Here is a 26377-nt window from a genome sequence, read left to right on the forward strand (position 1 = left end):
CACGGAGGCCCCAGTTCATACCGAAAAGGAGCTGCTGTGAGCATCTTGCGGACATCGGTCGACCCGGCGTCGGCCGGCTACGACGCGGCGGCGACGGCCATGCAGGCCAAGCTGACCGAGATCGAGGGCGAATTCGCCAAGGCCGTCGCCGGTGGCGGCGCGGACAAGCTCGCGCGGCACCGCAAGCGCGGCAAGCTGACCGCCCGCGAGCGGATCGAGCTGCTGCTCGACGAGGATTCGCCGTTCCTGGAGCTGTGCCCGCTCGCGGCCTGGGGCAGCGAATTCCAGGTGGGCGCCAGCGTGATCGCCGGTATCGGCATCGTGGAGGGCGTCGAGTGCATGGTGATCGCCTCCGACCCGACCGTGCGCGGCGGCACCACGAACCCATGGTCCCTGCGGAAGACGCTGCGCTGCAACGATATCGCCCTGGAGAACCGGCTGCCGATCATCGGCCTGGTGGAATCCGGTGGCGCGGATCTGCCCACCCAGAAGGAGGTCTTCGTGCCGGGCGGCCGCGGCTTCCGCGACCTCACCCGCGCCTCGGCGGCCGGAATCCCCACCATCGCACTGGTTTTCGGTAACTCGACGGCCGGCGGCGCCTACATCCCCGGCATGTCCGACTACACGGTGATGATCAAGGACCGCTCCAAGGTGTTCCTCGGTGGCCCGCCGCTGGTGAAGATGGCCACCGGTGAGGAGTCCGACGACGAATCCCTCGGCGGCGCCGAGATGCACGCCCGCACATCCGGTCTGGCCGACTATCTGGCGGCCGACGAGCAGGACGCGATCCGGCTCGGCCGCTCCATCGTGCGCCGGCTGAACTGGCGCAAGGCCGGCCCCGCGCCGCGGGCGCAGATCCGCGAGCCGCGCTACGACCAGGAGGAACTGCTCGGCATCGTGCCCGGCGATCTGAAGATCCCGTTCGATCCGCGGGAGGTGATCGGCCGCGTCGTCGACGATTCCGATTTCGACGAGTTCAAACCGCTCTACGGGTCCAGCCTGGTCACCGGCTGGGCGGAGCTGCACGGCTATCCGGTCGGCATCCTGGCGAACGCGCGGGGTGTGCTGTTCTCGGAGGAGGCACAGAAGGCCGCCCAGTTCATCCAGCTGGCCAACCGGTCGAACACGCCACTGCTGTTCCTGCACAACACCACCGGCTACATGGTCGGCAAGGAGTACGAGCAGAAGGGCATCATCAAGCACGGCGCGATGATGATCAACGCGGTGTCCAACTCCAAGGTGCCGCACATCTCGGTGCTGATGGGCGCCTCCTACGGCGCCGGGCACTACGGCATGTGCGGCCGCGCCTACGATCCACGCTTCGTGTTCGCCTGGCCCAGCGCGAAATCCGCCGTGATGGGCGGAGCCCAGCTGGCGGGCGTGATCTCGATCGTCGGCCGGGCCGCCAACGAGGCGCGCGGCATCCCGTTCGACGAGGCCGCCGACGCGCAGCTGCGCGCCGCGATCGAGGCGCAGATCGAGGCCGAATCGCTGCCGATGTTCATGTCGGGCCGCCTCTACGACGATGGCGTCATCGACCCGCGCGATACCCGCACGGTATTGGGAATGGCGTTGTCCGCCATCCACAATGCCCCGATCGAGGGCGCCGCAGGCTTCGGCGTCTTCCGGATGTGAGGCCCCCGATGAGCGAGTCCGAAAGCGCGGCAACGATTTCCGGCGCGGCGACGATCACGTCCGTCCTGGTCGCCAATCGCGGCGAGATCGCCCGGCGAGTCTTCGCCACCTGCCGCCGGATGGGCTTGGGCACCGTGGCGGTGTACTCCGACGCCGATGCCGCGTCCCCGCACGTCGCCGAGGCCGACGCCGCGATCCGGCTACCCGGCAACACCCCCGCCGAGACCTACCTGCGCGGTGACCTGATCGTCGCGGCCGCCCTTGCCGCAGGTGCCGACGCCATCCACCCCGGCTACGGATTCCTGTCCGAGAACGCCGAATTCGCTCGCTCGGTGCTCGACGCCGGGCTGGTGTGGATCGGGCCGCCGGTGGCCGCGATCGAGCAGATGGGCTCCAAGGTGGAGTCCAAGAAGATGATGGACGCCGCCGGTGTCCCGGTGCTTCGCGAACTGGATCCGGCCGAGGTCACCGCGGCCGAACTGCCCGTGCTGATCAAGGCATCCGCTGGTGGTGGTGGCCGCGGCATGCGCGTGGTCCGCGAACTCGCGGAACTGCCCGCCCAGCTGGAAGCCGCGCGGCGCGAAGCGGAATCCGCCTTCGGCGACCCCACCGTCTTCTGCGAGCGTTACCTCGAGACCGGCCGCCACATCGAGGTACAGGTGATGGCCGACGCCCACGGCACCGTCTGGGCCGTCGGCGAGCGCGAATGCTCCATCCAGCGCAGGCACCAGAAAGTGGTGGAGGAGGCTCCTTCCCCACTGGTGGAGCGGATCGACGGCGCACGCGATTCGGGTTCGCGCACATCGAGCGGGCAGAGCGCGGGCGAGCGCGGTCGGCCGACCATGCGGGAGCGGCTGTTCCATGCCGCGCGGCTCGCCACCGAGGCGATCGGCTACCGCGGCGCGGGCACCGTCGAATTCCTCGCCGACGAGCAGGGCGACTTCTTCTTCCTGGAGATGAACACCCGTCTGCAGGTGGAGCATCCGGTCACCGAATGCACCACCGGCCTGGACCTGGTCCGGACCCAGATCCGGGTGGCGCAGGGTCATCGGCTGCCCGCCGAGCCGCCGCCGCTGCGCGGGCATTCGATCGAGGTGCGCCTGTACGCGGAGGATCCGGCGCAGGACTGGCAGCCGCAGAGCGGCTCCGTCCACCACATCGACTTCGGCCCGGGGACAACCGAGTTCGCCGTGCTGTCCGAGGCCGGTGTGCGCGTCGACTCGGGGGTCGTCCCCGGCTCGGTGGTCGGCGTGCACTACGACCCGATGCTGGCGAAGGTCATCTCCTACGCCGACACCCGCGACGAGGCCGCGCATCTGCTAGCGACCACGTTGCGGCGGGCCCGGATCCACGGCCTGGTCACCAATCGCGATCTGCTGGTGCGGGTGCTGCGGCATCCGGCCTTCCTCGCGGGGGACACCGACACCGCCTTCTTCGCCACGCACGGCCTGGAAACGCTTGCGGCGCCGCTGGTCTCGGAGTCCGGCGAGGCGCTGTCGGCCGTGGCGGCCGCCCTCGCCGACGCGGCCGCCAACCGCGCCGCCGCCGGTATCGGCGGCGGATTGCCCAGCGGCTGGCGCAATCTCCCGTCCGATCCGCAGCGCAAGTCCTACGAGAGCCGCACCACCGGCACCCACGAGATCCGGTACCGCTTCACCCGCACGGATGTCGCGGTGGACGGGCACGAGGGCCTGACCGCGGCCGAGGTCACCCCGGCGTCGGTCACCCTGCTGGTCCCCGGCGACCGCGGTCCCGTGCGCCGCCGGTTCGAGGTGGCCCGCTACGGCGACGCGATCGCGGTGGACTCGCCGCTGGGCCCGGTCGCGCTGCGCCGCGTGCCCCGCTTCACGGACCCCGCCGACCAGGTGGCGGCCGGATCGCTGCTGGCGCCCATGCCCGGCACCGTGATTCGGCTCGGCGCCGAACCGGGCAGCACGGTCGTGAAGGGTCAGCCGCTGCTGTGGCTGGAGGCGATGAAGATGGAGCACACCATCGCCGCCCCCGCCGACGGCGTGCTCACCGAACTGAACGTGATCGTGGGACAGCAGGTCGAGGTCGGCGCCGTGCTGGCCGTCGTCAGCGATGATTCCGACACCACCACCGAAACGCAGGAGTAGCGCGATGAGCTTCCTCGAGACCGATGAACAGAAACAGCTGCGCGCCGCCGTCACCGGGCTCGCCACCAAGTACAACTACCGCGACTACGCCGCCGCGAAATCCCGCGCCAACCAGCCGTTGGACGAATTGTGGTCGGCGGCGGGCGAACTCGGCTTCATCGGAGTGAACCTGCCGGAGGAATACGGCGGTGGCGGGGCCGGCATCTACGAACTGGCGCTGGTGCAGGAGGAGCTGTCGGCCCAGGGCAGCGGCCTGCTGCTGCTGGTGGTGTCCCCGGCCATCTGCGGCACCATCATCGCCAAGTACGGCACCGACGAGCAGAAGCGATCGTGGCTGCCGCGCATCGCCGACGGCAGCGCGAAGATGGCCTTCGGCATCACCGAACCCGACGCCGGATCCAACTCGCACCAGATCACCACCACCGCGCGCCGCGACGGTGACGACTGGATCCTCAACGGCCGCAAGGTGTTCATCTCCGGAGTGGACCAGGCGGCGGCGGTGCTGATCGTCGCCCGCACGGAGGACGCGAAGACCGGCAAGCTGCAGCCGGCGCTGTTCATCGTGCCCACCGACACCCCCGGATTCGAGAAGACCCGGCAGGAGATGGACATCATCGAGCCGGACAACCAGTTCACGCTGTTCCTCGACGATGTCCGGGTGCCCGGCACCGCGCTGGTCGGTCGCGAGGACGCGGCCCTGGCCCAGCTGTTCGCGGGCCTCAACCCGGAGCGGATCATGGGCGCCGCCATGGCGATCGGCATCGGCCGGTACGCGCTGGACCGGGCAGTCGAGTACGCCCGGGAACGACAGGTGTGGAAGTCGCCGATCGGTGCGCACCAGGGCATCGCGCATCCGCTGGCCCAGGTGAAGATCGAACTGGAACTGGCCAAGGTGATGATGCAGAAGGCCGCCGTGCTCTACGACGCGGGCGACGACTTCGGCGCCGCCGAGGCCGCGAACATGGCGAAATACGCTGCGGCGGAAGCCAGTATCAAGGCACTGGACCAGGCCATCCAGACCCACGGCGGCTCCGGCCTGACCCGGGACGTCGGCCTGGCCGCGATGCTCGCCGCCGCGCGGATCGCCCGGGTGGCCCCGGTCAGCCGCGAGATGATCCTCAACTTCGTCGCCCAGCACTCGCTGGGCCTGCCCCGGTCCTACTAGGAGCGCGCGATGAGCGAAACCGACAGCGGCGCAACGCCGGTCGTGCGCTACGAGGTGCGGGACGGATTCGCCGAACTGACCCTGGATTCCCCGCGCAACCGCAACGCGCTGTCGTCGCGGCTGGTGACCGAGCTGCTCGACGGGCTGGCGCGGGCCGGTGCCGACCCGGCGGTGCGCGGGGTGGTGCTGACCCACACCGGCAACACCTTCTGCGCCGGCGCGGATCTGAAGGAGGCGCTGGACGCCGATCCGGCGGCGGCCGCCGACGTGCGCACCCGCTGGGGCGTGGCGATCCTGCGCGCGGTCCTGGAACTGCCGAAACCCGTTGTCGCGCAGGTGAACGGCCACGTGCGCGCGGGCGGCATGGGTATCGTCGCCGCCTGCGACATCGTGGTCGCGGGCCCGGACAGCACCTTCGCGCTCACCGAGGCGCGACTGGGCCTGGCGCCGTTCGTCATCTCGCTGACCCTGCTGCCGCGGCTGACCCCGCGCGCGGCGGCCCGGTACTTCCAGACCGGCGAGACCTTCGACGCCGCCGCCGCCGAACGGGCCGGCCTGATCACGATCGCCGCGGCCGATCCCGCCGCCGAGGTGGCGGCGCTGCGGGCGCAGCTGCGGCTGTCCGCACCGCAGGGCCTCGCCGAGAGCAAGCGGCTCGTCACCGCGCCGCTGCTGGCCGAATTCGACAGGTCGGCCGACGAACTGGCGAAACGGTCCGGCGCCTGCTTCGGCACCCCGGACGTGATCGAGGGTATGACGGCCTTCCTGCAGCGCCGTCCCCCGAACTGGGCAGAATAGTTCGCCATGGTCGCGCCCCGGGAACCCCACGAACCCAAACAGGACCGCAGCCGGGCCACCCGGCAGCGGCTGCTGGAGGCGACCATCGACTGCCTGGCCGAGCTGGGCTGGGCGGCGGCGACCGTCGCCGTGGTCGCCGAACGGGCCGGGGTGTCGCGGGGCGCGGCGCAGCATCACTTCCCGACCCGGGAGGACCTCATCACCGCGGCGCTCGAGTACATGTTCGACACCCGCACGATGCAGTCCCGGACCGAATCGGCGATGCTGAGCGCGATCGCCGAGGGCGCCGACCGCACCCGGGCGGTGGTGATCTCGCTGGTCGAGTCGTACACCAGCACGATTTTCAAAGCGGCCCTTCAGGTGTGGACGCACGCCGCCGCCGACCCGGCGCTGCGGGAGCGCATCGTGCCGCTGGAGGCGCACTTCGGCCGGGTCTCGCACCGGATGGCGGTCGAGGCGCTCGGCGTCGACGACTCCGACCCGGTCACCCATCACCTGGTCCAGGCCACCCTGGACATGGCGCGCGGGCTCGGCCTCGCCGACGTCCTGACCGACGATTCCGCCCGCCGCAAGACCATCGTCGCGCAGTGGGCCGCCACGCTGCACGAGGCGCTACAGGGCCGGCCCGGCCGTTGACCGAGTGACCCTGATTACCCGATTTGGTTCCCCGGGGGCCCGGCCGTTAAGCTGGCCGGGCGGTTCATGGTCCCGTCGTCTAGCGGCCTAGGACGCCGCCCTCTCAAGGCGGTAGCGCGGGTTCAAATCCCGTCGGGACTACTCACACAGGGCTTTTCGAGCCCTGCACCGCATTCCGGAAGACCCAGCGCAGCCCGATGAATCGGGTCAGGGTCGCCACCAGGTTGGCCGCCACCAGCACGAACAGTTCCAGATGTACGTCGGCGTCCGGTGCCCAGCGGTGCAGCGTGAACAGCGAGCCACTGGTCACCACCCAGGCGAACACGAACAGCAGCAGGCCCTGGAAGTGCTGCGACACCAGCCGCGAGGAACCCCGCACCCCGAACGTGAACGCGCGATTGGCGGCGGTATTGCCGACCGCCGTGATCAGCAGCGCCAGGAAGTTCGCGATCTGCGCGCCGAGCAACGCCTGGAACAGCACATACAGCAGCGCGTAGGCGACCGTCGAGACCACGCCGATGATGCCGAATCGCACCAGTTGCCCGACCATGCCCAGCGGCACCCCGTCGACCAGCGGCTCCCGCCCGATCGCCGCGCGTAACTCGTTGATGGGCAGTGTGCCCGTGGTCAGCCCCCGGCCGACCCGCCACACGCCGAGCAGATCCTTGCGCGCGGTATCGACGATATCCACCCGCGAATCCGGATCATCGATCCAATCCACCGGCACCTCGTGGATCCGCAACCCCGACCGCTCCGCCAGCACCAGCAACTCCGTATCGAAGAACCACTCCCCGTCCTCCACCAACGGCAACAACTTCCGCGCCACCTCCGCCCGCATCGCCTTGAACCCGCACTGCGCATCCGAGAACCGCGCCCGCAACGACGCCTTCAGAATCAGGTTGTAACACCGCGAAATCAACTCCCGCTTCGGCCCCCGCACCACCCGCGACGACCGCGACAACCGCGTCCCGATCGCCAGATCCGAATGCCCCGACACCAACGGCGCCACCAACGGCAGCAACGCGTTCAGATCCGTCGACAGATCCACATCCATATACGCCACCACCTGCGCATCCGACGCCTCCCACACCGCACGCAACGCCCGCCCCCGGCCCTTACGATCCAGATGCACCACCCGCACCCCGTCGAGCTCCACCGCCAGCCGCCGGGCCACTTCCAGGGTGGCGTCGGTCGACGCGTTGTCGGCGATCGTGATCCGGGCCGTGAAGGGGAACCCGCCACGTAGGTGGGCGTGCAACCGCCGCACACAGTCGTCCAGCGTGTGTTCCTCGTTGTAGACGGGGATCACCACGTCCAGGACCGGAATCCGCACCGGCTCGGGCGTGGTGGTGGCCTGCACCGCTGTGGCTGTGTCGGTCATGCCACCTACGTTCGATCGTGTGACTGAACCAGCGCTGCGGCAGAGCTGGGAGTTTCCTGGGAAACGTGCTGGTCACCACGCCGAAACGGTCCCAGCTGCGCGGGTGTGCCGTGCGCGTGCTACCCGATCACGACACGTGCTGTCGCGCAGTCGGATCCGTGTGCAGCCGCCACAGCGGCGACACCGGCCCGTGCCCCGCGCCGAGGTCGTACGAGGCCTTCAGGCAGTGGGTGGTCCACTCCTTCGCGAAGGCCACCGCGTCCGGCACCTCGTACCCGTGCGCGAGCGCGCAGGCCGTGGCCGCGGCGAGGGTGTCGCCGCCGCCGTGGTCGTTGCGGGTCTCGATGCGCGACGCCGACAGTTCGTGGAAATGCTCACCGTCGTAGAGCAGATCGGTGCTGAAATCCGAGGTGCGCAGGTGACCGCCCTTGACGATCGCCCAGCGCGGGCCCAGCGCGTGCAGCGCCACGGCCGCGTCGCGCGCGGAGATATCGTCGGTGACCTCGATGCCGGTGAGCAGGCGCACCTCGTCCAGATTCGGCGTGATCACCGTCGCCAGCGGAATCAGCGTGTGCCGCAACGCATCCAGTGCCTCGGCGTGCAGCAGCGGATCGCCGTGCATCGAGGCCGCGACCGGATCCACCACCAGCGGGACGTGCCCGGCCTGCCCGATGCCCAGCTCCCGGCAGACGCCGGCCACCGCCTCGATGATCGCCGTCGAGGCCAGCATGCCCGTCTTCGCCGCGCCGATGCCGATATCGCTGACCACCGAGCGCACCTGCCCGGCCACCGTCTCCGGCGGGATCTCGTGAAAACCGCTCACGCCGACCGTGTTCTGCACGGTCACGGCGGCCACCGCGACGCAGGCATGCACCCCCAGCAGCGCCATCGTGCGGGAGTCGGCCTGAATTCCGGCGCCCCCACCGGAATCGGTCCCGGCGATGGTGAGTACACGGACCGGGGTCTGTCCGTCGGGCGTCAGCGGCAACAATTTCACGGTACGACCCTAGCGATCAGCTCCGCGCCGGGAGCCGGGTCGGTGGTAACCGGACGCGGGGGCCGTCCGGTCGGGCCGGACGGTCGCGGCCGGACCCCGGGGGTGGCGTACGGCCCGGACCCGGGCAACGGTTGCGTGACGTCCTCCGGACGCGCGGCCCGGCCGCCGTCGCGCCGGGCTAGCGTCACCGGCATGGAGATCCTCGCGTTCGGCGTGCAGGCCGACGAGCAGCCGCTGCTGGTCGCCGCGTTCGGCGATCGGCACCGGGTCCACAGCCTGACCGAATTCCTGACCGCCGACACCGCCCCGCTCGCGGCGGGCCACGAAGTGATCAGCACCGGGGTGAACGCCCGCCTCGACGCCACAGCGCTGGGGATCCTCGCCGCCGGCGGCACCCGGATGATCGCGCAGCGGTCCACCGGCTTCAACAACATCGACCTCGGCGCCGCCGCCGAACTCGGCTTCACCGTCGCCCGCGTCTCCTACTACTCGCCGTATTCCGTCGCGGAATTCGCCTGGACCCTCGCGACGGCGGTCAACCGGCGGCTCGTGCGCGCGGTCAACCGCAGCCGGGAATTCGACTTCCGGCTGGACGGCCTGATCGGCCGCGACGTCCACGGCAGTGTGGTGGGCGTCGTCGGCACCGGGAAGATCGGCGCCGCCTTCGCCCGGATCGGTCATGGGTTCGGCGCCCGGCTGCTGGGCTGGGACGTCGCCGAGAACCCGTTCTGCCGGGACGAACTCGGCATGGAGTACGTGGCGCTGGACCGGCTGCTCACCGAATCCGACTGGGTGTCGCTGCACGTGCCGCTGGTCGCGGACACCCATCACCTGATCGACGCGACCGCGCTGAGCCGGATGCGCGACGACGCGATCCTGGTCAACTCCAGTCGCGGCGGGCTGGTCGACGCGAACGCGCTGGTGGAAACGCTGCGGGCGGGCCGGCTGCGCGGGGTGGGCCTGGACGTGTACGAGGAGGAGACGGGCCTGTTCTTCACCGACCGATCCCTGGCGGGGATCGCCGACGACACCCTCGCCCGCCTGATGACCTTCCCGAACGTCCTGGTCACCTCGCATCAGGCGTATTTCACCGCGACCGCGGTCGGCCAGATCGTCGCGACCACGGCCGCGAACGTCGAGGACTATCTGGCCGGGCGCCGATCCGCGAACACCCTGGTCCCCGCCGCGAGCTGAACGCGACGCGGCGATTCAGCCCAGGTCACCGAAGAATTCGCGGATGTCGCCGACGAGGACATCGGGCGCCTCGTGCGCGGCGTAGTGCCCGGCGGCGTCGTTCGCGCCCCCGGCAGCGATGCCGGTGTCGTAGAAGTTCCAGCGGACCAGTCCGGCGTGGTCCCGCTCGGCGAAGCGCCGGATCGACCGGAAATCGCCCGCGAACATGGCGAGAGCGGTCGGCGCGGTGGTCGGTCCCTGCGGATGTTCGGTGGTGTGCGCATCCTCGTAGTAGAAGCGGATCGCCGAGCCCGCGGTGCCGGTGAGCCAGTAGATCGCGACGTTGCCGATCACGAATTCCGGGTCCAGTGATTCGCCGAACAGCTGGGCGTTCCAGCCCAGCAGGCCGGCCGGGGAATCCGCCAGCGCGTACGCCAGTGTCTGCGGCTGCTGGCTGTGCAGGGTGTTGAACGCCATCTTGTTGTCCAGGAACCATTGCAGATGCGCCAGCGCCTCGTGATCCTCGGCCGGCAGACCCTCGAACTCGGCCGGATCGCCGGAGGGGAACGAGAACAGCTGGGTGACATGCACACCGATCACCCGCTCCGGCGCCAGCCGGCCGATCTCGGGGGAGACCATCGAACCGCCGTCGTTGCCGATCGCGCCGAAACGCCGGTAACCGAGCCGGTCCATCAACTCCAGCCACGCCCGGGCGGTGCGGTACCGGTTCCAGCCGGTGCTGCGGGTCGGGCCCGAGAATCCGAAGCCGGGCAGCGACGGGAGAACCACGTGGAAGGCCGGCGCGGCCGGGTCCGCCGGCTCGGTCAGCGCCGTGACGACGTCCAGGTACTCCAGGATCGAGCCCGGCCAGCCGTGCGTGAGGATCACCGGGGTCGCGTCCGCCCGGCTCGACCGGACGTGCAGGAAGTGGATGTCCTCGCCGTCGATCTCGGTGGTGAACTGCGGGTGCTCGTTCAGCCGCGATTCCGTTGCCCGCCAGTCGAATTCCTCCAGCCAGTACTTCGCCAGCCCGCGTACCCGGTCGCCGGGGACGCCGTACCCGTCGCCGACGCCCGGCAGCTCGTCGGGCCACAGCGTCCGGCGGAGCCGGTCGGCCAGGTCGTCGAGGCGGGACTGCGGGATGTCGATGCGGAAAGGGTGGATCGCGGTCATCGTCTTCTCGTTTTGGAACGGAATACTTTGTTCTGTTTCGACCATAACAGAACGGATCATTCCGTTTCAACCGTTAGACTGGGACCCATGTCCGAGACTGCGAAACCCCCGGTCCGCAAGGGTCTGCCCGGCCGCAGGGCCGAGGCCGCCCGCAACGACGGGATCATCCTGGCCGCGGCGCGCGAGGTCTTCCTCGCCGATCCGGGCGCGCCGATCGCCGCGGTCGCCGAGCGCGCCGGCGTCGGCATCGGCGCGCTCTATCGCCGCTATGCCTCGAAAGAAGTCCTGCTGCGCACTCTCTGTCTCGACGGGCTGCGCCGCTACAACACGGAAGCCGAAGCGGCCCTGAACAATCCGGACGACTGGCAGGCGCTGGTGGAATTCCTGTACCGGGTGGTGGACGCCGACGTGCACTCGCTGACGGTCCGGCTCGCCGGAACCTTCACGCCCAGCGATGAATTCGCACCGGAGGTACGCCGCTCGGGCGAGCTGAACGAGCGGATCCTCTCCCGCGCAAAGCAATCCGGCCGCTTGCGCGAGGGCGTCACGATCGCCGACCTGGGGCTGATCCTGGAGTCGTGCGCCGCCGTGAACCTGCCCGACGCCGAGCGGACCTCGGTCCTGCGGCACCGGGTGCTGGCGCTGGTGATCGACGGGCTCGCCACCACGGGCGAATTACCCGGTCCGCCACCACAACCGGGGGAGTTCGCCCATCGGTGGCGCGCTGCGAGCCGTACCTGAGAGACGTGTAACCGGTCGCGGTCCTCAGGCTCGGGTCGCCGGGCCGGTTCCGTCCGCCGAGGTCGATCGCCCGGCCGGGAGCCGTCCGCCGGGTCGGTACCTTCCGCCGGGTCAGGCGGCTTGGGGGTCCGTCCGCCGGGGCGGCCGGCCGGGAGCCGTCCGCCAGGGGGCGGGCAGCTGGGCCGGACCTTCCGCCGGGGTCAGGCGCCTGGGCGCGGGTCCCTTCCGCCCGGGGCAGTGGAGAGGGCCGCCGTGCCCGTCCCAGGGCGGAAGCCGGGGCCTGGCGGCGGCCCCGGCTTCCGCGGTGGGACGGGCACTCGCGGAGCATTCGCGCAGCCGCTGTCGTGAGGCGAAGTGACTGCGCCGCAGTGCGTTCCGGCGACGATCAGGAAACGACCGGCAGGTACACCTTGCCACCGGCTTCCGCGAATTCCGCGGACTTCTCCGACATTCCGGCGTCCAGCGCCTGTTCGCCGGTGAGCCCGTGCTTCTCGGCGTACTCCCGGACATCCGCGGAGATGCGCATGGAACAGAACTTCGGCCCGCACATGGAACAGAAGTGCGCGGTCTTGGCCGGTTCGGCGGGCAGGGTCTCGTCGTGGAAGTCGCGGGCGGTGTCGGGGTCCAGCGACAGCGCGAACTGGTCGCGCCACCGGAACTCGAAGCGCGCCTTGGACAGTGCGTCGTCGCGGTCCTGCGCCAGCGGGTGGCCCTTGGCCAGATCGGCGGCGTGCGCGGCGATCTTGTAGGTGATCACGCCGGTCTTCACGTCGTCGCGATCGGGCAGGCCCAGATGCTCCTTCGGCGTCACGTAGCACAACATCGCGGTACCGGCCTGCGCGATGATCGACGCGCCGATGGCCGAGGTGATGTGGTCGTAGCCGGGGGCGATATCGGTCGCCAGCGGGCCGAGCGTGTAGAACGGCGCCTCCTCGCACCATTCCTCCTCGAGCCGGACGTTCTCCACGATCTTGTGCATCGGCACGTGACCGGGACCCTCGATCATCACCTGTACGCCGTGCGATTTCGCGATCCCGGTCAGCTCGCCCAGGGTCCGCAGCTCGGCGAACTGCGCCTCGTCGTTGGCGTCGGCGATCGAACCGGGCCGCAAACCGTCGCCGAGGGAGAACGTGACGTCGTAACGCGCCAGGATCTCGCACAGCTCGTCGAAATTCGTGTACAGGAACGATTCGGTGTGATGGGCCAGGCACCAGGCCGCCATGATCGACCCGCCACGCGAGACGATGCCGGTGACCCGCTTCGCGGTCAGCGGCACGTAGCGCAGCAGCACGCCCGCGTGCACGGTCATGTAGTCCACACCCTGCTCGCACTGCTCGATCACGGTGTCGCGGTACGACTCCCAGCTCAGCTTCGTCGGATCGCCGCCGACCTTCTCCAGGGCCTGATAGATCGGCACGGTGCCGACCGGGACCGGCGAATTGCGCAGGATCCACTCGCGGGTCTCGTGGATGTTGCGGCCGGTCGACAGGTCCATGATGGTGTCCGCACCCCAGCGGGTGGCCCACACCATCTTCTCCACCTCCTCGCCGATCGAGGAGGTGACGGCGGAATTGCCGATGTTCGCGTTGATCTTCACGGCGAACTTCTTGCCGATGATCATCGGCTCGGATTCGGGATGGCGATGGTTCGCCGGAACGACCGCGCGACCCGCGGCCACCTCCGCGCGCACCAGCTCGGGCGACACGCCCTCGCGCTCGGCGATATAGCGCATCTCGGTGGTGACGATGCCCGCTCGCGCCCAGGCCAGCTGCGTCCGCGGGCCGGGGACATCCGGTTTCGCCCAGGAATCCCGGAGTTTCGGCAACCCGGCCTCGACGTCGATGACCGCGGTGTGGTCGGTGTACGGACCGGAGGTGTCGTACACGTCGAAGTGGTCGCCTGTGCTCAATCCGATCCGCCGCACGGGAATGCGCAAGGCGGTGCCGTCGGCTTCGATCTCCCGATAGTGCTTGACGCTGCCCTGGATGGGACCGGTGGTGACGGAGTCCACCCGGTCGGCCGCGACACGATTCGATGACATTCGAAATCCTCCCTACGCCGGCATTACCCGGTCAGGTTCGTACGGTCGACGGCCCTGATCCGCCCGTAGATGGGCTAGCCGTCCTCTCAGCCCGCTGGTGCGAGCCCCCGTTGGCAGATATGCGGTTGTGGTCGTACCCGGGGGTACGACCACCGACGATACCCGGCCGCCCTCGCGCGCCGCGACCGATTCGGATCCCCGATGCGGCCGCCGACCGGCGGTACCCTGTCGGGCACTGCGGGCTGTCCGGGAAAACACGAGCGAAGGCGGCGGAGATGTCAGCTGGCGACGAGTGGGGTGTGGTCTTTCCGGAGGTGGACGGTTCCCGGTCCTCCACCGCGACCGGTGCGGCGATCCTGGCGGCGGCGGTGCGGCGCTGGGACCCGTATCAGGCCGATCGGATCGCGGCGGCGGGCAGCTGGCGCACGGAGTACATCGATCACTACGTCGCGGTCACCGCCGCCGGTGCGCGCGGCGGGGCCCCGGTGCTCGGCATCGCCGCCGACGGCCTGGCCGCGATGCGCCGGATGTTGCACCACCGCAACGCATCCGATGAGGTGCCACTGGACGAATTGGCCTGGTCGGACGAGCTCACCGCCAAAGTCGTGACGGTGCACGGCGAATCGCGCCCGTCCCGGGAACTGTCGGTGCCGTATCGGGGAACTCGGCTGTCCGGAGGCGCGCTGCGGCATCGGCTGTACCGGTGGCGGGATCTGGGCGTGGTGGAACCCGATTTCGTCGCCGCGCTGGAGCGGGTGATCGACGACCCGTCGCTGCTGGCGCTGCCGGGCCGGCAGCTCGTGCTGATCGGCGCGGGCGCGGAGATGGGCCCGCTGGAGCCGTTGAGCGAATGGGGCGCGGACGTGCTCGCCCTGGATGTGCCGGTGCCCGCGGTGGCCGATCGGATCGCCGGTATCGCCCGTCGCGGCGCGGGTTCGGTGACTGTGCCGCAACGGGATTCGGACGGGGTGGCCGGGCTGGACGTCGCCGTGGCGGTCCGCGAGGCCGGTGCCTGGATCCAGGCGGCCGCCGCCGGCGACCGGCAGTTGGTGCTGGGTATGTACGGCTATGCCGACGGCCCGCGGCATGTCGCCGTGACCGCGGCCGCAGATCTGCTCGCCACCCGGCTGCTGCGGCAGCGTCCCGGCACCGCGCTGGCCTATCTCGGCACGCCGACCGATGCCTACCTGGTGCCCGGCTCGATCGTCGACGGGGTGCGGCGGACGCCGGGACGGCTGGCGGCCGTCACCTGCGACGGGCTGCGCACGGTCAGCCGGGGCCGGGTCGGCCGGCGTGCGTACGCGGTCACCCACGCCGGGCCGGGCGGCTCGCGCTGGGGCGTCGCCGACATGCTGCTGCCGATGCAGGGCCCGAACTACGCGCTGGCCAAGCGGTTGCAACGCTGGCGGGCGCTGACCGCCGCCGCGGCCGGCCATCCGGTCTCGTTCAACGTCGCCCCGGCCGCCTGGACCCGCTCGGTGACGAAGAACCCGGTATTCGAGACCGCCTACTCCGGCGCCGAATTCTTCGGGGTTCAGGTCTTCCCGGCCGACACCGCGCGCTACCTGATGGCCGCGAAGCTGGTCGCGGACCTCGCCGCGCCGGTACCCGACCGCGACGGTCAGCCGGAGGCGCTGCTGTACGCGGACGCCGCGCACGGCGGTTTCTGGCGGCAGCCGTACGACCCGAAATCGGTGCTGCCGATCGTCGCCCTGCTCGGCGTCGGCGCCCGCACCACCCGAGCGGTGCGAAACCGATTCGGGCGCAACTGATCCGGGGACATTCGGCCCGGTGCGGCCGGAAGCCGGTCGCGGGAGCGCGGCCCCGGCCGGGCGTCTGCGCGGACGCTTGTGGCCCGCGCGCCCGACGCCTGCGCGCCCGACGCCCGACGCCCAACGTCCGCGTGCCCGACGGCCGACGTCCGCGTGCCGGGCGCCCGCGAGCCGGGGCCCGCGCCGCACCGCCGGATCAGGCGTGCCGCAGCGCGCGGTACACCGCGGTGCCCACCAGCGCGCCCAATTCCGTTGTGTTCCACTCGTTGTCGCCGGCGAGCAGGGTGCGGACGGCGCCCTCGCCGGCGGACACCCACAGTTCGACCAGGGCGGGCAGTTTGCGCTCGGCGTCGGCGGTGCCCCAGGCGCGCAGCGTGGGCCGCAGCCGCCGGGTGCAGCGCTCGATCGCCAGCCGGCGGCCCCGGCCGAACGAGCCCGCGACGGCCGGATCCGGGTTGCCGTACAACAGTTTCCAGGTGTCGGGCCGCGCCGACACGGTGTCCAGCAGCGCGCGGAACCCCTCGACGAACACCGTCTCGTCGGCCTCCACCCGGCGCCGCGGCAGCGCGTCGGTGATACCGCGCGCGAGATACCGTTCCTCGCGCTGGATCAGCGCGTCGATCAACTCCACCCGATCGGCGAAACAGGCGTACACCACGGGCCGGGTGACGCGCATCCGTTCCGCGACGGCGGCGATGGTCACCGCCGCGATCCCCTCGGACACCGCGATCTGCAGCGCGGTGTCGAGCACGTGCGGGCGCCGGCGTTCCGGGCCCAGATGTTGTGCTCGTGCCCGCGGTCGTGCCACCGCGTCCGAACCCGTGCCGGCCATGGGCCAGACGATAGCAGCGGCCGCCTGCCGACACGCCCGGCCGGGCGGCAAGAGCGATGGCGGCAATATTTGGCAAATATTGGATAACCGCAGGTAGGCAGTGTTGTTTCTTACGGTTGCGTAGCCCTGCGCGGATGCGGCAACCTCACGAAGGGGACGCCACGAGGCGACATCACCGGGACGGCGAGGAGAGCGACGTGGGGCACTACAAGGCGAACCTGCGCGACATCGAGTTCAATCTGTTCGAGATGCACGGGGTCGGGGAGGCCCTGGACTCCGGCCGGTACGGCGATCTCGACACCGCGACCGTGCGCAGCATGCTGGCGGAGGTGCTGCGGCTCGCGGAGGGCCCGATCGCCGAATCCTTCGTCGACGCCGACCGCAATCCGGTCCAGTTCGACGCGGCCGGCCACACCATCATCGTGCCGGATTCCATGCGCAAGACGGTGTCCGCCGTGAACGAGGCGGGCTGGTCGGCGCTGGGCATGCCGGCGGAGATGGGTGGTGTGGACGTGCCGCCACCGGTGGTGTGGGCGGTGCAGGAGATGATCGTCGCCGCGCACAACGCCGCGAGCTTCTTCAACATGGGCCCGTCCCTGCATGCGGTGCTGTACCACGAGGGCACCCCGGAGCAGCAGCGCTGGGCCACCCACGCGTGGGAGAACCGTTGGGGCGGAACGATGGTGCTCACCGAGCCGGACGCCGGTTCCGACGTCGGCGCCGGCCGCACCAGGGCGATCGAACAGCCCGACGGCACGTGGCACCTCGAGGGCGTCAAGCGCTTCATCTCCGGCGGCGACGTCGGCGACACCGCCGACAACATCCTGCATCTGGTGCTGGCCCGCCCCGAGGGCGCGCGGCCGGGCACCAAGGGTCTATCGATGTTCGTGGTGCCGAAGGTGCTGTTCGACACCGAGACCATGGAACTCGGCGAGCGCAACGGCGTCTACGTCACCAACCTCGAGCACAAGATGGGCATCAAATCCTCGCCCACCTGCGAATTGACCTTCGGCGCAACGCATCCGGCGGTCGGCTACCTCGTCGGCGGGGTGCACGACGGGATCGCGCAGATGTTCGAGGTGATCGAGGGAGCCCGGATGATGGTGGGCGTGCTCTCGGCCGGCACGCTGTCCAGTGGTTACCTGAATGCCTTGGAGTACGCCAAGATTCGCGTGCAGGGTGCGGACCTGACCCGGATGACGGACAAGACCGCGCCGCGGGTCACCATCAGCCACCACCCGGACGTGCGGCGCAGCCTGATGTTGCAGAAGGCGTATGCCGAGGGCATCCGGGCGCTGTACATGTACACCTCGGTCTATCAGGACGACGCGCTGGCCGCGGCGAATTTCGGCGCGGACGCCGAAACCGCCGCGCACGTCAACGATCTGCTGCTGCCCATCGTCAAGGGCGTCGGCTCCGAGCGCGCCTACGAGGCCCTCACCGAGACGCTGCAGACCTACGGCGGCAGCGGCTATCTCCAGGACTATCCGATCGAGCAGTACATCCGGGACGTGAAGATCGACTCGCTGTACGAGGGCACCACCGCGATCCAGGCCCAGGACTTCTTCTTCCGCAAGATCATTCGCGACAACGGCCGATCGCTGGCGCATGTGGCGGGGCTGATCCGGCAGTTCGCCGAGACGCCGATCGAGGGACTGAAGACGGAACAGGCGCTGCTGAGCGCGGCGCTCGCCGACGTCCAGGCCATGGTCTCCGTGCTGACCAAGTATCTGGTGCTCTCGCAGCAGGAACCGGAGGAGATCTACAAGGTCGGGCTGGGCTCGGTGCGTTTCCTGCACGCCGCCGGCGATCTCGTCATCGGCTGGCGACTGCTGGAACAGGCGAAGGTGGCGCTGGCCGCGCCGGCCCGGCGGCCCGGCGCGAAGGACGAGTCGTTCTACACCGGAAAGGCCGCTGTCGCTTCGTGGTTCGCCAAGAACCGGTTGCCCTTGCTCACCGGCGTCCGGGCGGTGCTGGAGACCATCGACTGCGACATCATGCGATTGGACGAGGACGCGTTCTGACCGTTGCGGCGGTGTTGCCCCGGTAGTTCCGGCGACGTTCCGACAGAAGACTTTTCCACTCTGGTGTAAAGACGGCCGCTGGCGGTACAACTAGGACATGGTCTACCCGGTGGCCTTCGGCTGGATTCAAACGCTGCTCATCGCGATGGTGGTTGCGGCACTCGCATTGTTCGTATTCGGATTCGTCCGCATGCGCAAGGTCGGCCGGGGCGCCCTCGCCCGGCACGGCTCGGGCGGCATCGTCCTGATCGTGCTCGCCGCGGTGATCCTGTGGGGCACCACCCTGCTCCAGACCTACCTCGGCCTGACCGGCGAGGTGAAGGCCGCGCACGTGGTGGCGGCCCCGGTCGCCGGGACGCCGCACAGCCTGGACGTGGAGCTCACGCTGTTCGGCGACCGCGGTCACGCCGACCAGCACCAGAAGTACCGCATCGAGGGCGACATGTGGGTCCTGCAGGCCGACATCGTCGAATTGCAGCACTGGGTCAACACCATGGGCTTCCACTCCGGCTACCAGGTGACCCGCCTGTTCGGTGAGCGGCTCGACGGGGTCGCGGTGAAACAGAACCAGACCTTCGTCGGCGGCAGCGACCAGAACTTCTTCGAGGACATGCAGCAGCACTCCTGGTACACCAAGCCGTTCGTGCGCTCGGCCTACGGCAACGCCGTCATCGCCACCACCGGCAGTTGGGACGTGTACATCTCGCAGGACGCGATCAAGACCCGTCCGGCCTGAATTCGGCCACCACCGGCGCGTGATCGCTGGCGCCCTTACCCTTTCGCTCCTCGCGATCGACCGACGCGTCGGTCACCCGGGCGGCCAGCGCCGGGGAGGCGAGGACGAAGTCGATGCGCATGCCCTCCTTGCGGGGAAACCGCAGCTGGGTGTAGTCCCAGTAGGTGTAGACGCCCGGACCGGGCGCGAACGGGCGCATCACATCGGTGAAGCCGGTCTCGACGACGGCGTCGAAGGCATTCCGTTCCGCAACGGACACATGCGTTTTCCCGGCGAAGAAGGCCGGTGACCAGACGTCGTCGTCGGTGGGCGCGATGTTCCAGTCACCGACGAGCGCGATCTGCGCGCCCGGATCCGCCGCCAGCCAGCGCTCGCCCGTTTCCTGTAGAGCCGCAAGCCATTCCAGCTTGTAGTCGTAGTGCGGATCGCCGACTGCGCGGCCGTTGGGCACGTACAGGCTCCACACCCGCACCCCGCCGCAGGTGGCGCCGATCGCACGGGCCTCGACGACCGGAGCGCTCAGCAGCGAATCGGCCGCGTCCTTGTCGAATCCGGGCTGTCCCGGGAAGCCGATCTCGATGTCGTCCAGGCCGATCCGGGAGGCGATCGCCACCCCGTTCCACTGGCTGAGCCCGACGTGCGCGACCTCGTATCCGGCCTCGGCGAAACGCTCGGCCGGGAACTGGTCGTCGCGGCACTTGGTCTCCTGGATCGCCAGCACGTCGATGTCGGCGCGATCCAGCCAGCCGACGACCCGATCCAGCCGGGACCGAATCGAATTCACGTTCCAGGTTGCCAACCGCATCAGCAGTGACCCGCCTTCTCTCGGCTCACGGAGGTGTCGGTGCAGCGTAGCGATAGCCGTGATGGTCCAGGAAACCCATGTCGCGGTACATCTCCAGGGCCGGCTCGTTGGCGGCGCCGACCTGGACGTAGGCGTGGGTGGCGCCGTGCTTGCGCCCCCACCGCAGCAGTTCCGCGCAGACCAGCGTGCCCAGGCCCTGCCGGCGGTGCGGTGCCGCGACCGCGATGCAGGTCAGGCCCACCCAGCGGCGGCCGTCCGGCGCGGTGGTCACCGCGCCGCGGCCGATCGCCAGCGGATTCGGCAGGCCCAGCGACGCGAAGCCGACGACGCCGTCGCGCACCGCGGTGAGCACCGCCTCGTCCGGTTCCGGCGGGGCCACGTCGACGGCGTCCTCACCCGAGAAGCGGCGCAGGTCCAGCCATTCCGGTGTCGGCACCGGGTCCACTCGTACCATCGCCGGGCCCTGCGGCAGCACCACGTTGTCGATGTCGACGCCGAGGACCCGGGTCTCGCCCCAGACGTGCCAGTGCGGCGGCACCGGCGCCAGCCGGTCCGGCAGGCGCAGCCGCAGCGGCAGGCTGTGCCCGGAGTACCAGAGGTCCAGCCGCAGCAGGACGTTCGGGTCCAGTTCCGCCGCGGGGGCGCCGGTGGTCGGATCACCGAGCGGCACAGCCGAATTGGCGCGACCGGTGTAGCCGTGACCGGCGGCCGCCAGCCAGCCGTCGACGAACTCGTGCTCCAGGCCGGGCCAGCCGTCGGCGGCCGCGGCCTCCAGCGCGCGGATCTCCGCGACCCGGATCGGCCTGGGGCCCAAGGGTTTCAACGCCACGATCCGGTCGGTCTCGATGCTGATCACGGTGTCGTCGGCGGTGCGCACGGTCGGCGGATCCCACGCCACCAGCACGCCGATCACGTCCGTGAACCGATGGGACTCCCCAGCGGGCAGGCGGTAGCGGATCACCACCCGGTGCCCGATCGGATTCTGCTCGAACATCGGATCGCCGGAGAACTCAGTCGTCATGTCCGAACGGATCCGGCACCGTGCCCGGCACCCAGCTCAAACCCGGTTGCCCCCAGCCGTTGCGCTTGATCGCCTTCTTCGCCGCCCGGGCGTTGCGGCCGATCAGCACGTCCACGTAGAGATGGCCGTCGAGGTGACCGACCTCGTGCTGCAGCATGCGCGCGAAGAATCCGTGGCCCTCGATCGACACCTCCGCGCCGGTCTCGTCGGTGCCGGTGACCCGGGCCCAGTCCGCGCGGCCGGTGGGGAACTGCTCGCCGGGTACCGACAGGCAGCCCTCCTCGTCGTCGTCCGGATCGGGCATGGTCTCCGGGATCTCCGAGGTCTCCAGCACCGGATTGACCACCGCGCCGCGCCGCCGGGTCGTCGCGCCGTCGGCGCCGGGATCCGGGCAGTCGTAGACGAACAGCCGCGGCGACTTCTCGTCCTCGTGTTCGATGACGACCTGGTTACCGGCCAGGCCCACGCCGTTGGCGGCGTCCATGGTGTCGTACATGTCCGCGATCAGCTGGGCCAATTCCTCCGGTGTCGCGGTGACCGTGTGGGTCGGGGAGTGCAGCACCGGGTCGCCGACGATGCGGATCGGGAGAATCGCCATAAGCGTCCACTCTACTGAGGAGCGTTTCCGGGGCCGAATCTGCCGGAGCACGGCGGAGCCCGCCCGAGCGGAAGCGGTACCGCGCCGGACCGCGTCGAACCGCCGTGGACACGCCGCAGCGGATCCGGGTACGCGCGCGTTTGTGTTTCAATGGGCGGCAACGTATCGGTCTGGTTTCTACGGCGAGGGAGCGATATGGAAGGCGCAGCGGCCCGGAATCTGTCCGCACCGATGGAAGATGCCGCAGATTCCGTTCCGGCCTCCTCCGAGGTCACTGCGGCATCCGAGGCGGACGGCGCCGGCGGTCTCAGCCGGCACGAACTCGACATCCTCGCCTTCGAGCGCAAATGGTGGAAGTACGCCGGCGCCAAGGAGGAGGCCATCCGCGAGCTGTTCGGGCTGTCCGCCACCCGCTATTACCAGGTACTCAACGCCGTGGTCGATCGGCCGGAGGCGCTCGAGGCCGACCCCATGCTGGTCAAACGGCTGCGCCGGTTGCGGACCAGCCGCCAGAAGGCCCGGGCGGCCCGCAAGCTCGGCTTCCAGGTGTGATGCGGGCATCGGGACATGGTCGCTACTAGGGTTGAGCCGGTGAGCACCCCGAATCCGCCGTCCGGTGGACCGCCGCTGCGCGCGCTCGCGATGGTTCTGATCGCCGTGGCCATCGTGTTCGCCGGTCTCGGCGCGATGTCGTTGTCCAAGTCCGAGTCCTCGGGTTCGCAGACGACGGTCGCGCAGGCTCCCACCACGACCGTCCCGGTCTCGCGCCCGGCGGTGCCCGCGGCCACGTCCGCGCCGGCGGTGACATCCACCACAACCACCGAGTCGTCCGCGGCCGCCGAGGCCCCCGCCGCGCCGACGACCACCACCGCGGCCCCCGCCGCACCCCCGCCGCCCGCGAATCCCGCTGGGCCGGTGGACAAGTCGGTTCCGGTCCGAGTGCTCAACAACAGCACCATCGCGGGCCTGGCCGCGAAGACCGGCACCCAGTTGAGTTCCGGCGGCTGGAATGTCACCGAGACGGGCAACTATCCCGAGGGAGTGGTGTCCCGCACGACCGTCTACTACGGCACCTCGCCGCAGGAGAAGGCGGCGGCGCAGGCCATCGCGGCCGAGCTGGGGGTGGCGGCCGAGCCTCGGTTCGCCGGGCTGGCCGACTCGCCCCCGGGCGTGATCGTGATCGTCACCGGCAACTGAAACGCTCGTCGCGGGGTACCCGGGCGGTACCGGACAGTGGCGTCACAGGCAAGCGAGCCCCTGCGCGAGGTGCGTAACGGCTCTGGCATCATCTTGTCCGGTAACGAATCCGATAGGCAGCTCACCTCGTAAACTCGGTACTCGTAAAGGAGTTCCCCGATGGCCCCGTCCACAACTCGTCGCCCCTCCTGGTGGACTGTGACCCCGGTGCTGGCGGTCGCGGTGCTCGGCCTCGCGGCCTGCTCCAACAGCCAGGAGTCGAGTGACGTCAAGGGCACCACGCCCCCGGTGTGGACCGGCGCCGCGGCGCCGAGCGGCTCCGCGGCGGCCACGGGTGCGCAGGGCGGCGAGCACGCCGCCAACCCGGGCGATTCGCTGAAGGCCGACCTGAAGGACGCCGGTGGCGCCTCGGTCGGCACCGTCGCGATCGTCAAGTCGGGCAACCACCTCGAGCTCACCATCGATGCGCATGGTCTCAAGCAGGGCTTCCACGGCCTGCACTTCCATTCGGTCGGCAAGTGCGAGGCCAACTCCGTCGCCCCGACCGGTGGCCCGGCCGGCGACTTCCTCTCCGCCGGTGGGCATCTGCAGCTCGGCGACACGATGACCAAGCCGGCCAGCGGCGACCTGACCTCGCTGGAGGTGCGGCAGGACGGCAGCGCCCACCTGGTCACCACCACCGATGCCGTCACCCTGGACGATGTGAAGGGCAAGGCCGTCATCGTCCACGCCGGTGCGGACAATTTCGGTAACATCCCCGGCCGGTACACCCAGGCCGGTGGCGCCACCGGACCGGACGCGGAGACCATGGCCACCGGCGACGCGGGTGCCCGCGTGGCCTGCGGCGTCGTCGGGTAACAGGGGAGAGCATGGGCGGGGCAGGCCATCACGCGGTTCACTGGAAAAGCTCGCCTCGGCCGACTCTGGGCGTCGAATGGGAGATCGCGCTCGTCGACAAGCGCACGCGCGATCTGTCCAACACCGCCGCAGCGGTTTTCGACGAGGTCGGTGATCTGCGCGCCGGCGACGGCCGGCCGCAGGTGACAAAAGAGTTGCTGCGCAACACCGTCGAGATCGTCACCGGTATCCACGACACCGTCGCGGAGGTCGCCGACGATCTGTCCGGCACCATGGACGCGGTCCGGCGGGCGGCGGATCCGCTCGGCGTCGACTTGTTCTGTGCCGGAACGCATCCGTTCGCGCAGTGGTCCACCCAGGTGCTCACCCGCTCGCCGCACTACGACGAACTGATCGAGCGCACCCAGTGGTGGGGCCGGCAGATGCTGATCTGGGGCGTGCACGTGCATGTGGGAGTCTCGCACCCGGACAAGGTTTTTCCGATCCTGAACCATCTGCTGCTGTCCTATCCGCATCTGCTCGCGCTGTCGGCCTCGTCGCCGATGTGGTCCGGGATCGACACCGGATACGCCAGCAATCGCGCGCTGATGTTCCAGCAGTTGCCGACCGCCGGATTGCCGTTCCAGTTCGAGAACTGGCCGCAGTTCGAGTCGTATGTGCGCGACCAGATGAAGACCGGGGTGTTCGAACAGCTCGGCGGCATGCACTGGGACATCCGGCCGGCGCCGAAATGGGGCACCATCGAGGTTCGGGTGTGCGACGGAATGCCCACGCGCGCAGAGCTTTCGGCGCTCGTGGCGCTGATCCACTGCCTGGTCGTGGACATCGATGCGCGGGTCACCGCCGGTGAGACATTGCCCACTATTCCGCCGTGGCATGTCCAGGAGAACAAGTGGCGGGCGGCCCGCTACGGACTGGACGCGATCATCATCACCGACCGGGACAGCAACGAGCGGCTCGTCACCGACGATCTGACCGATCTGCTCAACCGGCTGGAGCCCACCGCGAAGTTGCTCGGCTGCGAGCGAGAACTGGCGTCGGTCGCCGAAATCCCGCAGCGTGGCGCCTCCTACCAGCGGCAACGCCGGGTCGCGGCGGCCACCCAGGGCGATCTGGTCGCCGTCGTCGATGCTCTGGTGCGCGAACTGGAAGCCTGAACCACACCCGCGTGGGCGCCCGGTCCGGATTCCGGCCGGATCGCGATCGGGTGCGTTTCGTGACGCGCGGTGAGGTTGTCGTTGCCGTACGGTGGCCGGTGATTCAGTCGCCCAGGGGGGTGACGTTCATCGTATGTTTACTATTGTCGGGTGCTTCTCGACGACACTCGCTCCGACCTCGGTGGTGTGGCTCGCGGTGGTCGACCCCGGATGCCGTCGAGGCAAGTGCTGGTGGTCGCCGCGATCGCGGCCGTGCCCCTACTCCTGCTCGTTCTGCAATTCGTGGCGTCCCGCCGCGGTTTCGAGGGGCCACTGCAGAGCCTCTGGTCGGATTACGCGGGCACCCCCGCGTCGGTGTCCGTGCCGTGGGCCGGTCTCGCGCTGGCGCTGATCGGATTGTCCTGGCGGCGGCGCTTTCTCACGCTCGGCGCGGCGGTCGCCCTGGACGCGGCGTACGCGATCGTCCGGGTGCTGCTCGGCGGTCCGCTGACCTTCGGCAACGGCCCGGTGCTGGCCCTGACCGGCTTGGCGCTGGTGGCCTGGCTCGGCTGGGAGGGCAGGGACAAGAGCAACGCCCTGCACGCCGCCGCCCTCGGCGCGTTGCTGATCCTCGCCACCAAGGTCGGCGACGTCTGGCTGCACGTCACCGTGTGGGCCGGGCCGCGGGTGCTGGATCGCTATGTGGTGCTGGCCGATCACGCCTTCGGCGAACCGTCCTGGCTGATGGGCCGCGTCGTCGCGGCGCTCGGGCCGCAGGTCTTCGCGGTACTGCACTGGGTGTACATCGAGCTGCCGGTGGCCGCGATGGTGGTCGCGGTCTGGCAGCTGCGCCACGTGGTCCGGCGCGGCGTCTGGCCGGACCACTATCTGGTGCGCACGTTCCTGACCCTCGGTCTGGTCGGCCCGATCGTCTACGTCCTGTTCCCGGTGGTGGGTCCGGTCTTCGCCTTCGGGCCGGACGGCCACGGCCTGCAACTCGGCGACTACTGGCCGCACGCGGTGCCGCCCCTGGATCACGCTCCGGCCCCGCTGTCGTTCGACGCCTACACGCCGCGCAACTGCATGCCCTCGATGCACACGGCGTGGGTGACCTCGCTGTTCCTGCACTCCCGGCGCGACACCGACGATGCGCCGGCGCCGCGGTGGCTGCGCTGGGGCGGCGTCTTCTGGCTGGTGTGCACGCTGACGGCGACCCTCGGCTTCGGCTATCACTACGGCAGCGATCTGGTCGCCGGATTCGTGTTGTGCCTCACCGTCGAATCCGCGCTGCGCGCGCCCGGCCGCGGCTGGGATCGCATCCGCGTCGCGCTGGTCGGCGCCGGGGTGACGCTGCTCGCGGGGCTGCTGCTGTCCTATCGGTTCCTGGCGGTGTGGATGTCGCAGCACGCGTTGCCCGCCGGGCTCATCGCGGTCGGTCTGGTCGCGGCCTACGCCTGGGCGTTCCACGCGACCTGGTTCGCCCGGTCCCGTCAGACCGAACCGCCGCTGCCGGTCGCTCCCGCACCCGCCGGGTAGCCGGA

Annotated in this window: 23 protein-coding genes and 1 tRNA gene; 16 read left to right on the plus strand and 8 right to left on the minus strand. The window is 70.0% G+C overall.

All coding sequences use genetic code 11. The features are described from left to right. Positions 1-36: 36 nt before the first annotated feature. The 6 genes from NRB56_RS33245 (at position 37) to NRB56_RS33270 (ending at position 6492) form a co-directional block, all read left to right on the plus strand. Entirely contained in the window at positions 37-1635 is a 1599-nt protein-coding gene (locus NRB56_RS33245) for an acyl-CoA carboxylase subunit beta (RefSeq protein WP_319943899.1), read from the plus strand. A gap of 8 nt (positions 1636-1643) precedes the next feature. Continuing rightward, positions 1644-3752: an ATP-binding protein gene (locus NRB56_RS33250; protein ID WP_153348310.1), complete on the plus strand. Its 2109-nt coding sequence runs from the start codon at positions 1644-1646 to the stop codon at positions 3750-3752. A gap of 4 nt (positions 3753-3756) precedes the next feature. Further along, the gene (locus NRB56_RS33255; protein WP_153348311.1) at positions 3757-4917 is read left to right on the plus strand and encodes an acyl-CoA dehydrogenase family protein; all 1161 of its coding nucleotides are present in this window, start codon (positions 3757-3759) and stop codon (positions 4915-4917) included. Between the two features lie 9 nt (positions 4918-4926). Then, positions 4927-5715: an enoyl-CoA hydratase family protein gene (locus NRB56_RS33260; protein ID WP_153348312.1), complete on the plus strand. Its 789-nt coding sequence runs from the start codon at positions 4927-4929 to the stop codon at positions 5713-5715. A 6-nt stretch (positions 5716-5721) separates the two neighbouring features. Continuing rightward, positions 5722-6351, plus strand: coding sequence for a TetR/AcrR family transcriptional regulator (locus tag NRB56_RS33265; RefSeq protein WP_153348313.1), 630 nt, complete (start codon positions 5722-5724; stop codon positions 6349-6351). Positions 6352-6419: 68 nt separating this feature from the next. Beyond that, positions 6420-6492 (plus strand) — tRNA-Glu (locus NRB56_RS33270). Between the two features lies 1 nt (position 6493). On the opposite strand, the gene NRB56_RS33275 is transcribed toward NRB56_RS33270, so the two are convergent. Next, positions 6494-7732 (minus strand): bifunctional glycosyltransferase family 2/GtrA family protein, encoded by a 1239-nt coding sequence (locus tag NRB56_RS33275; protein WP_153348314.1) that lies wholly within the window; start codon positions 7730-7732, stop codon positions 6494-6496. A 127-nt stretch (positions 7733-7859) separates the two neighbouring features. Continuing rightward, on the minus strand, positions 7860-8729 hold the full coding sequence (gene thiD, locus NRB56_RS33280) for a bifunctional hydroxymethylpyrimidine kinase/phosphomethylpyrimidine kinase (RefSeq protein WP_319943900.1): 870 nt from the start codon (positions 8727-8729) through the stop codon (positions 7860-7862). A gap of 192 nt (positions 8730-8921) precedes the next feature. On the opposite strand from thiD, the gene NRB56_RS33285 reads away from it, so the two are divergent. Continuing rightward, positions 8922-9923, plus strand: a complete 1002-nt coding sequence (locus NRB56_RS33285; RefSeq protein ID WP_153348315.1) for an NAD(P)-dependent oxidoreductase — start codon at positions 8922-8924, stop codon at positions 9921-9923. 15 nt (positions 9924-9938) lie between these two features. On the opposite strand, the gene NRB56_RS33290 is transcribed toward NRB56_RS33285, so the two are convergent. Continuing rightward, a complete protein-coding gene (locus tag NRB56_RS33290) occupies positions 9939-11075 on the minus strand; it encodes an epoxide hydrolase family protein (RefSeq protein ID WP_227838534.1) in 1137 nt (378 codons plus the stop codon). An 87-nt stretch (positions 11076-11162) separates the two neighbouring features. Here NRB56_RS33290 and NRB56_RS33295 point away from each other — a divergent pair, with 87 nt between their 5' ends. Then, positions 11163-11816, plus strand: coding sequence for a TetR/AcrR family transcriptional regulator (locus NRB56_RS33295; protein ID WP_153348317.1), 654 nt, complete (start codon positions 11163-11165; stop codon positions 11814-11816). Positions 11817-12201: 385 nt separating this feature from the next. On the opposite strand, the gene thiC is transcribed toward NRB56_RS33295, so the two are convergent. Next, positions 12202-13857, minus strand: a complete 1656-nt coding sequence (thiC, locus tag NRB56_RS33300) for a phosphomethylpyrimidine synthase ThiC (protein WP_153348318.1) — start codon at positions 13855-13857, stop codon at positions 12202-12204. Positions 13858-14132: 275 nt separating this feature from the next. Between thiC and NRB56_RS33305 the strand changes: the two genes are divergently transcribed. Next, positions 14133-15629 carry a hypothetical protein gene (locus NRB56_RS33305; protein WP_153348319.1) on the plus strand — a complete coding sequence of 499 codons (1497 nt, stop codon included), beginning with the start codon at positions 14133-14135 and terminating at the stop codon, positions 15627-15629. 196 nt (positions 15630-15825) lie between these two features. On the opposite strand, the gene NRB56_RS33310 is transcribed toward NRB56_RS33305, so the two are convergent. Beyond that, positions 15826-16461, minus strand: coding sequence for a TetR family transcriptional regulator (locus NRB56_RS33310; RefSeq protein WP_153348320.1), 636 nt, complete (start codon positions 16459-16461; stop codon positions 15826-15828). A gap of 197 nt (positions 16462-16658) precedes the next feature. Here NRB56_RS33310 and NRB56_RS33315 point away from each other — a divergent pair, with 197 nt between their 5' ends. Next, positions 16659-18485 (plus strand): acyl-CoA dehydrogenase, encoded by a 1827-nt coding sequence (locus tag NRB56_RS33315; RefSeq protein ID WP_319943901.1) that lies wholly within the window; start codon positions 16659-16661, stop codon positions 18483-18485. 97 nt (positions 18486-18582) lie between these two features. Continuing rightward, a complete protein-coding gene (locus tag NRB56_RS33320; protein ID WP_153348321.1) occupies positions 18583-19221 on the plus strand; it encodes a hypothetical protein in 639 nt (212 codons plus the stop codon). Here NRB56_RS33320 and NRB56_RS33325 read toward each other — a convergent pair. From NRB56_RS33325 to NRB56_RS33335, 3 genes are read right to left on the minus strand one after another with little or no spacing between them, the layout of a single operon-like run. Then, positions 19202-20026 carry an exodeoxyribonuclease III gene (locus NRB56_RS33325; RefSeq protein ID WP_153348322.1) on the minus strand — a complete coding sequence of 275 codons (825 nt, stop codon included), beginning with the start codon at positions 20024-20026 and terminating at the stop codon, positions 19202-19204. The two genes, NRB56_RS33320 and NRB56_RS33325, sit on opposite strands and share 20 nt — an antisense overlap. Before the next feature lie 25 nt (positions 20027-20051). Then, complete coding sequence (locus NRB56_RS33330; RefSeq protein ID WP_153348323.1) at positions 20052-21047, minus strand: N-acetylglutamate synthase, CG3035 family; 996 nt, start codon at positions 21045-21047, stop codon at positions 20052-20054. Continuing rightward, on the minus strand, positions 21037-21645 hold the full coding sequence (locus NRB56_RS33335) for a peptide deformylase (RefSeq protein ID WP_153348324.1): 609 nt from the start codon (positions 21643-21645) through the stop codon (positions 21037-21039). The genes NRB56_RS33330 and NRB56_RS33335 overlap by 11 nt, the downstream gene beginning before the upstream one ends. A 195-nt stretch (positions 21646-21840) precedes the next feature. On the opposite strand from NRB56_RS33335, the gene NRB56_RS33340 reads away from it, so the two are divergent. The 5 genes from NRB56_RS33340 (at position 21841) to NRB56_RS33360 (ending at position 26372) form a co-directional block, all read left to right on the plus strand. Then, positions 21841-22197 carry a DUF3263 domain-containing protein gene (locus NRB56_RS33340; RefSeq protein ID WP_153348325.1) on the plus strand — a complete coding sequence of 119 codons (357 nt, stop codon included), beginning with the start codon at positions 21841-21843 and terminating at the stop codon, positions 22195-22197. 39 nt (positions 22198-22236) lie between these two features. Continuing rightward, positions 22237-22842: a LytR C-terminal domain-containing protein gene (locus NRB56_RS33345; RefSeq protein ID WP_319943902.1), complete on the plus strand. Its 606-nt coding sequence runs from the start codon at positions 22237-22239 to the stop codon at positions 22840-22842. A 159-nt stretch (positions 22843-23001) separates the two neighbouring features. Continuing rightward, positions 23002-23700: a superoxide dismutase[Cu-Zn] gene (gene sodC, locus NRB56_RS33350; RefSeq protein WP_153348327.1), complete on the plus strand. Its 699-nt coding sequence runs from the start codon at positions 23002-23004 to the stop codon at positions 23698-23700. 11 nt (positions 23701-23711) lie between these two features. Further along, complete coding sequence (locus NRB56_RS33355; protein ID WP_153348328.1) at positions 23712-24857, plus strand: glutamate--cysteine ligase; 1146 nt, start codon at positions 23712-23714, stop codon at positions 24855-24857. 210 nt (positions 24858-25067) lie between these two features. Continuing rightward, entirely contained in the window at positions 25068-26372 is a 1305-nt protein-coding gene (locus NRB56_RS33360) for a phosphatase PAP2 family protein (RefSeq protein ID WP_153348329.1), read from the plus strand. Positions 26373-26377 lie beyond the last annotated feature (5 nt).

This window comes from Nocardia aurantia (assembly GCF_009604425.1).
In the GTDB taxonomy this organism is placed as follows: Bacteria; Actinomycetota; Actinomycetes; order Mycobacteriales; family Mycobacteriaceae; genus Nocardia; species Nocardia aurantia.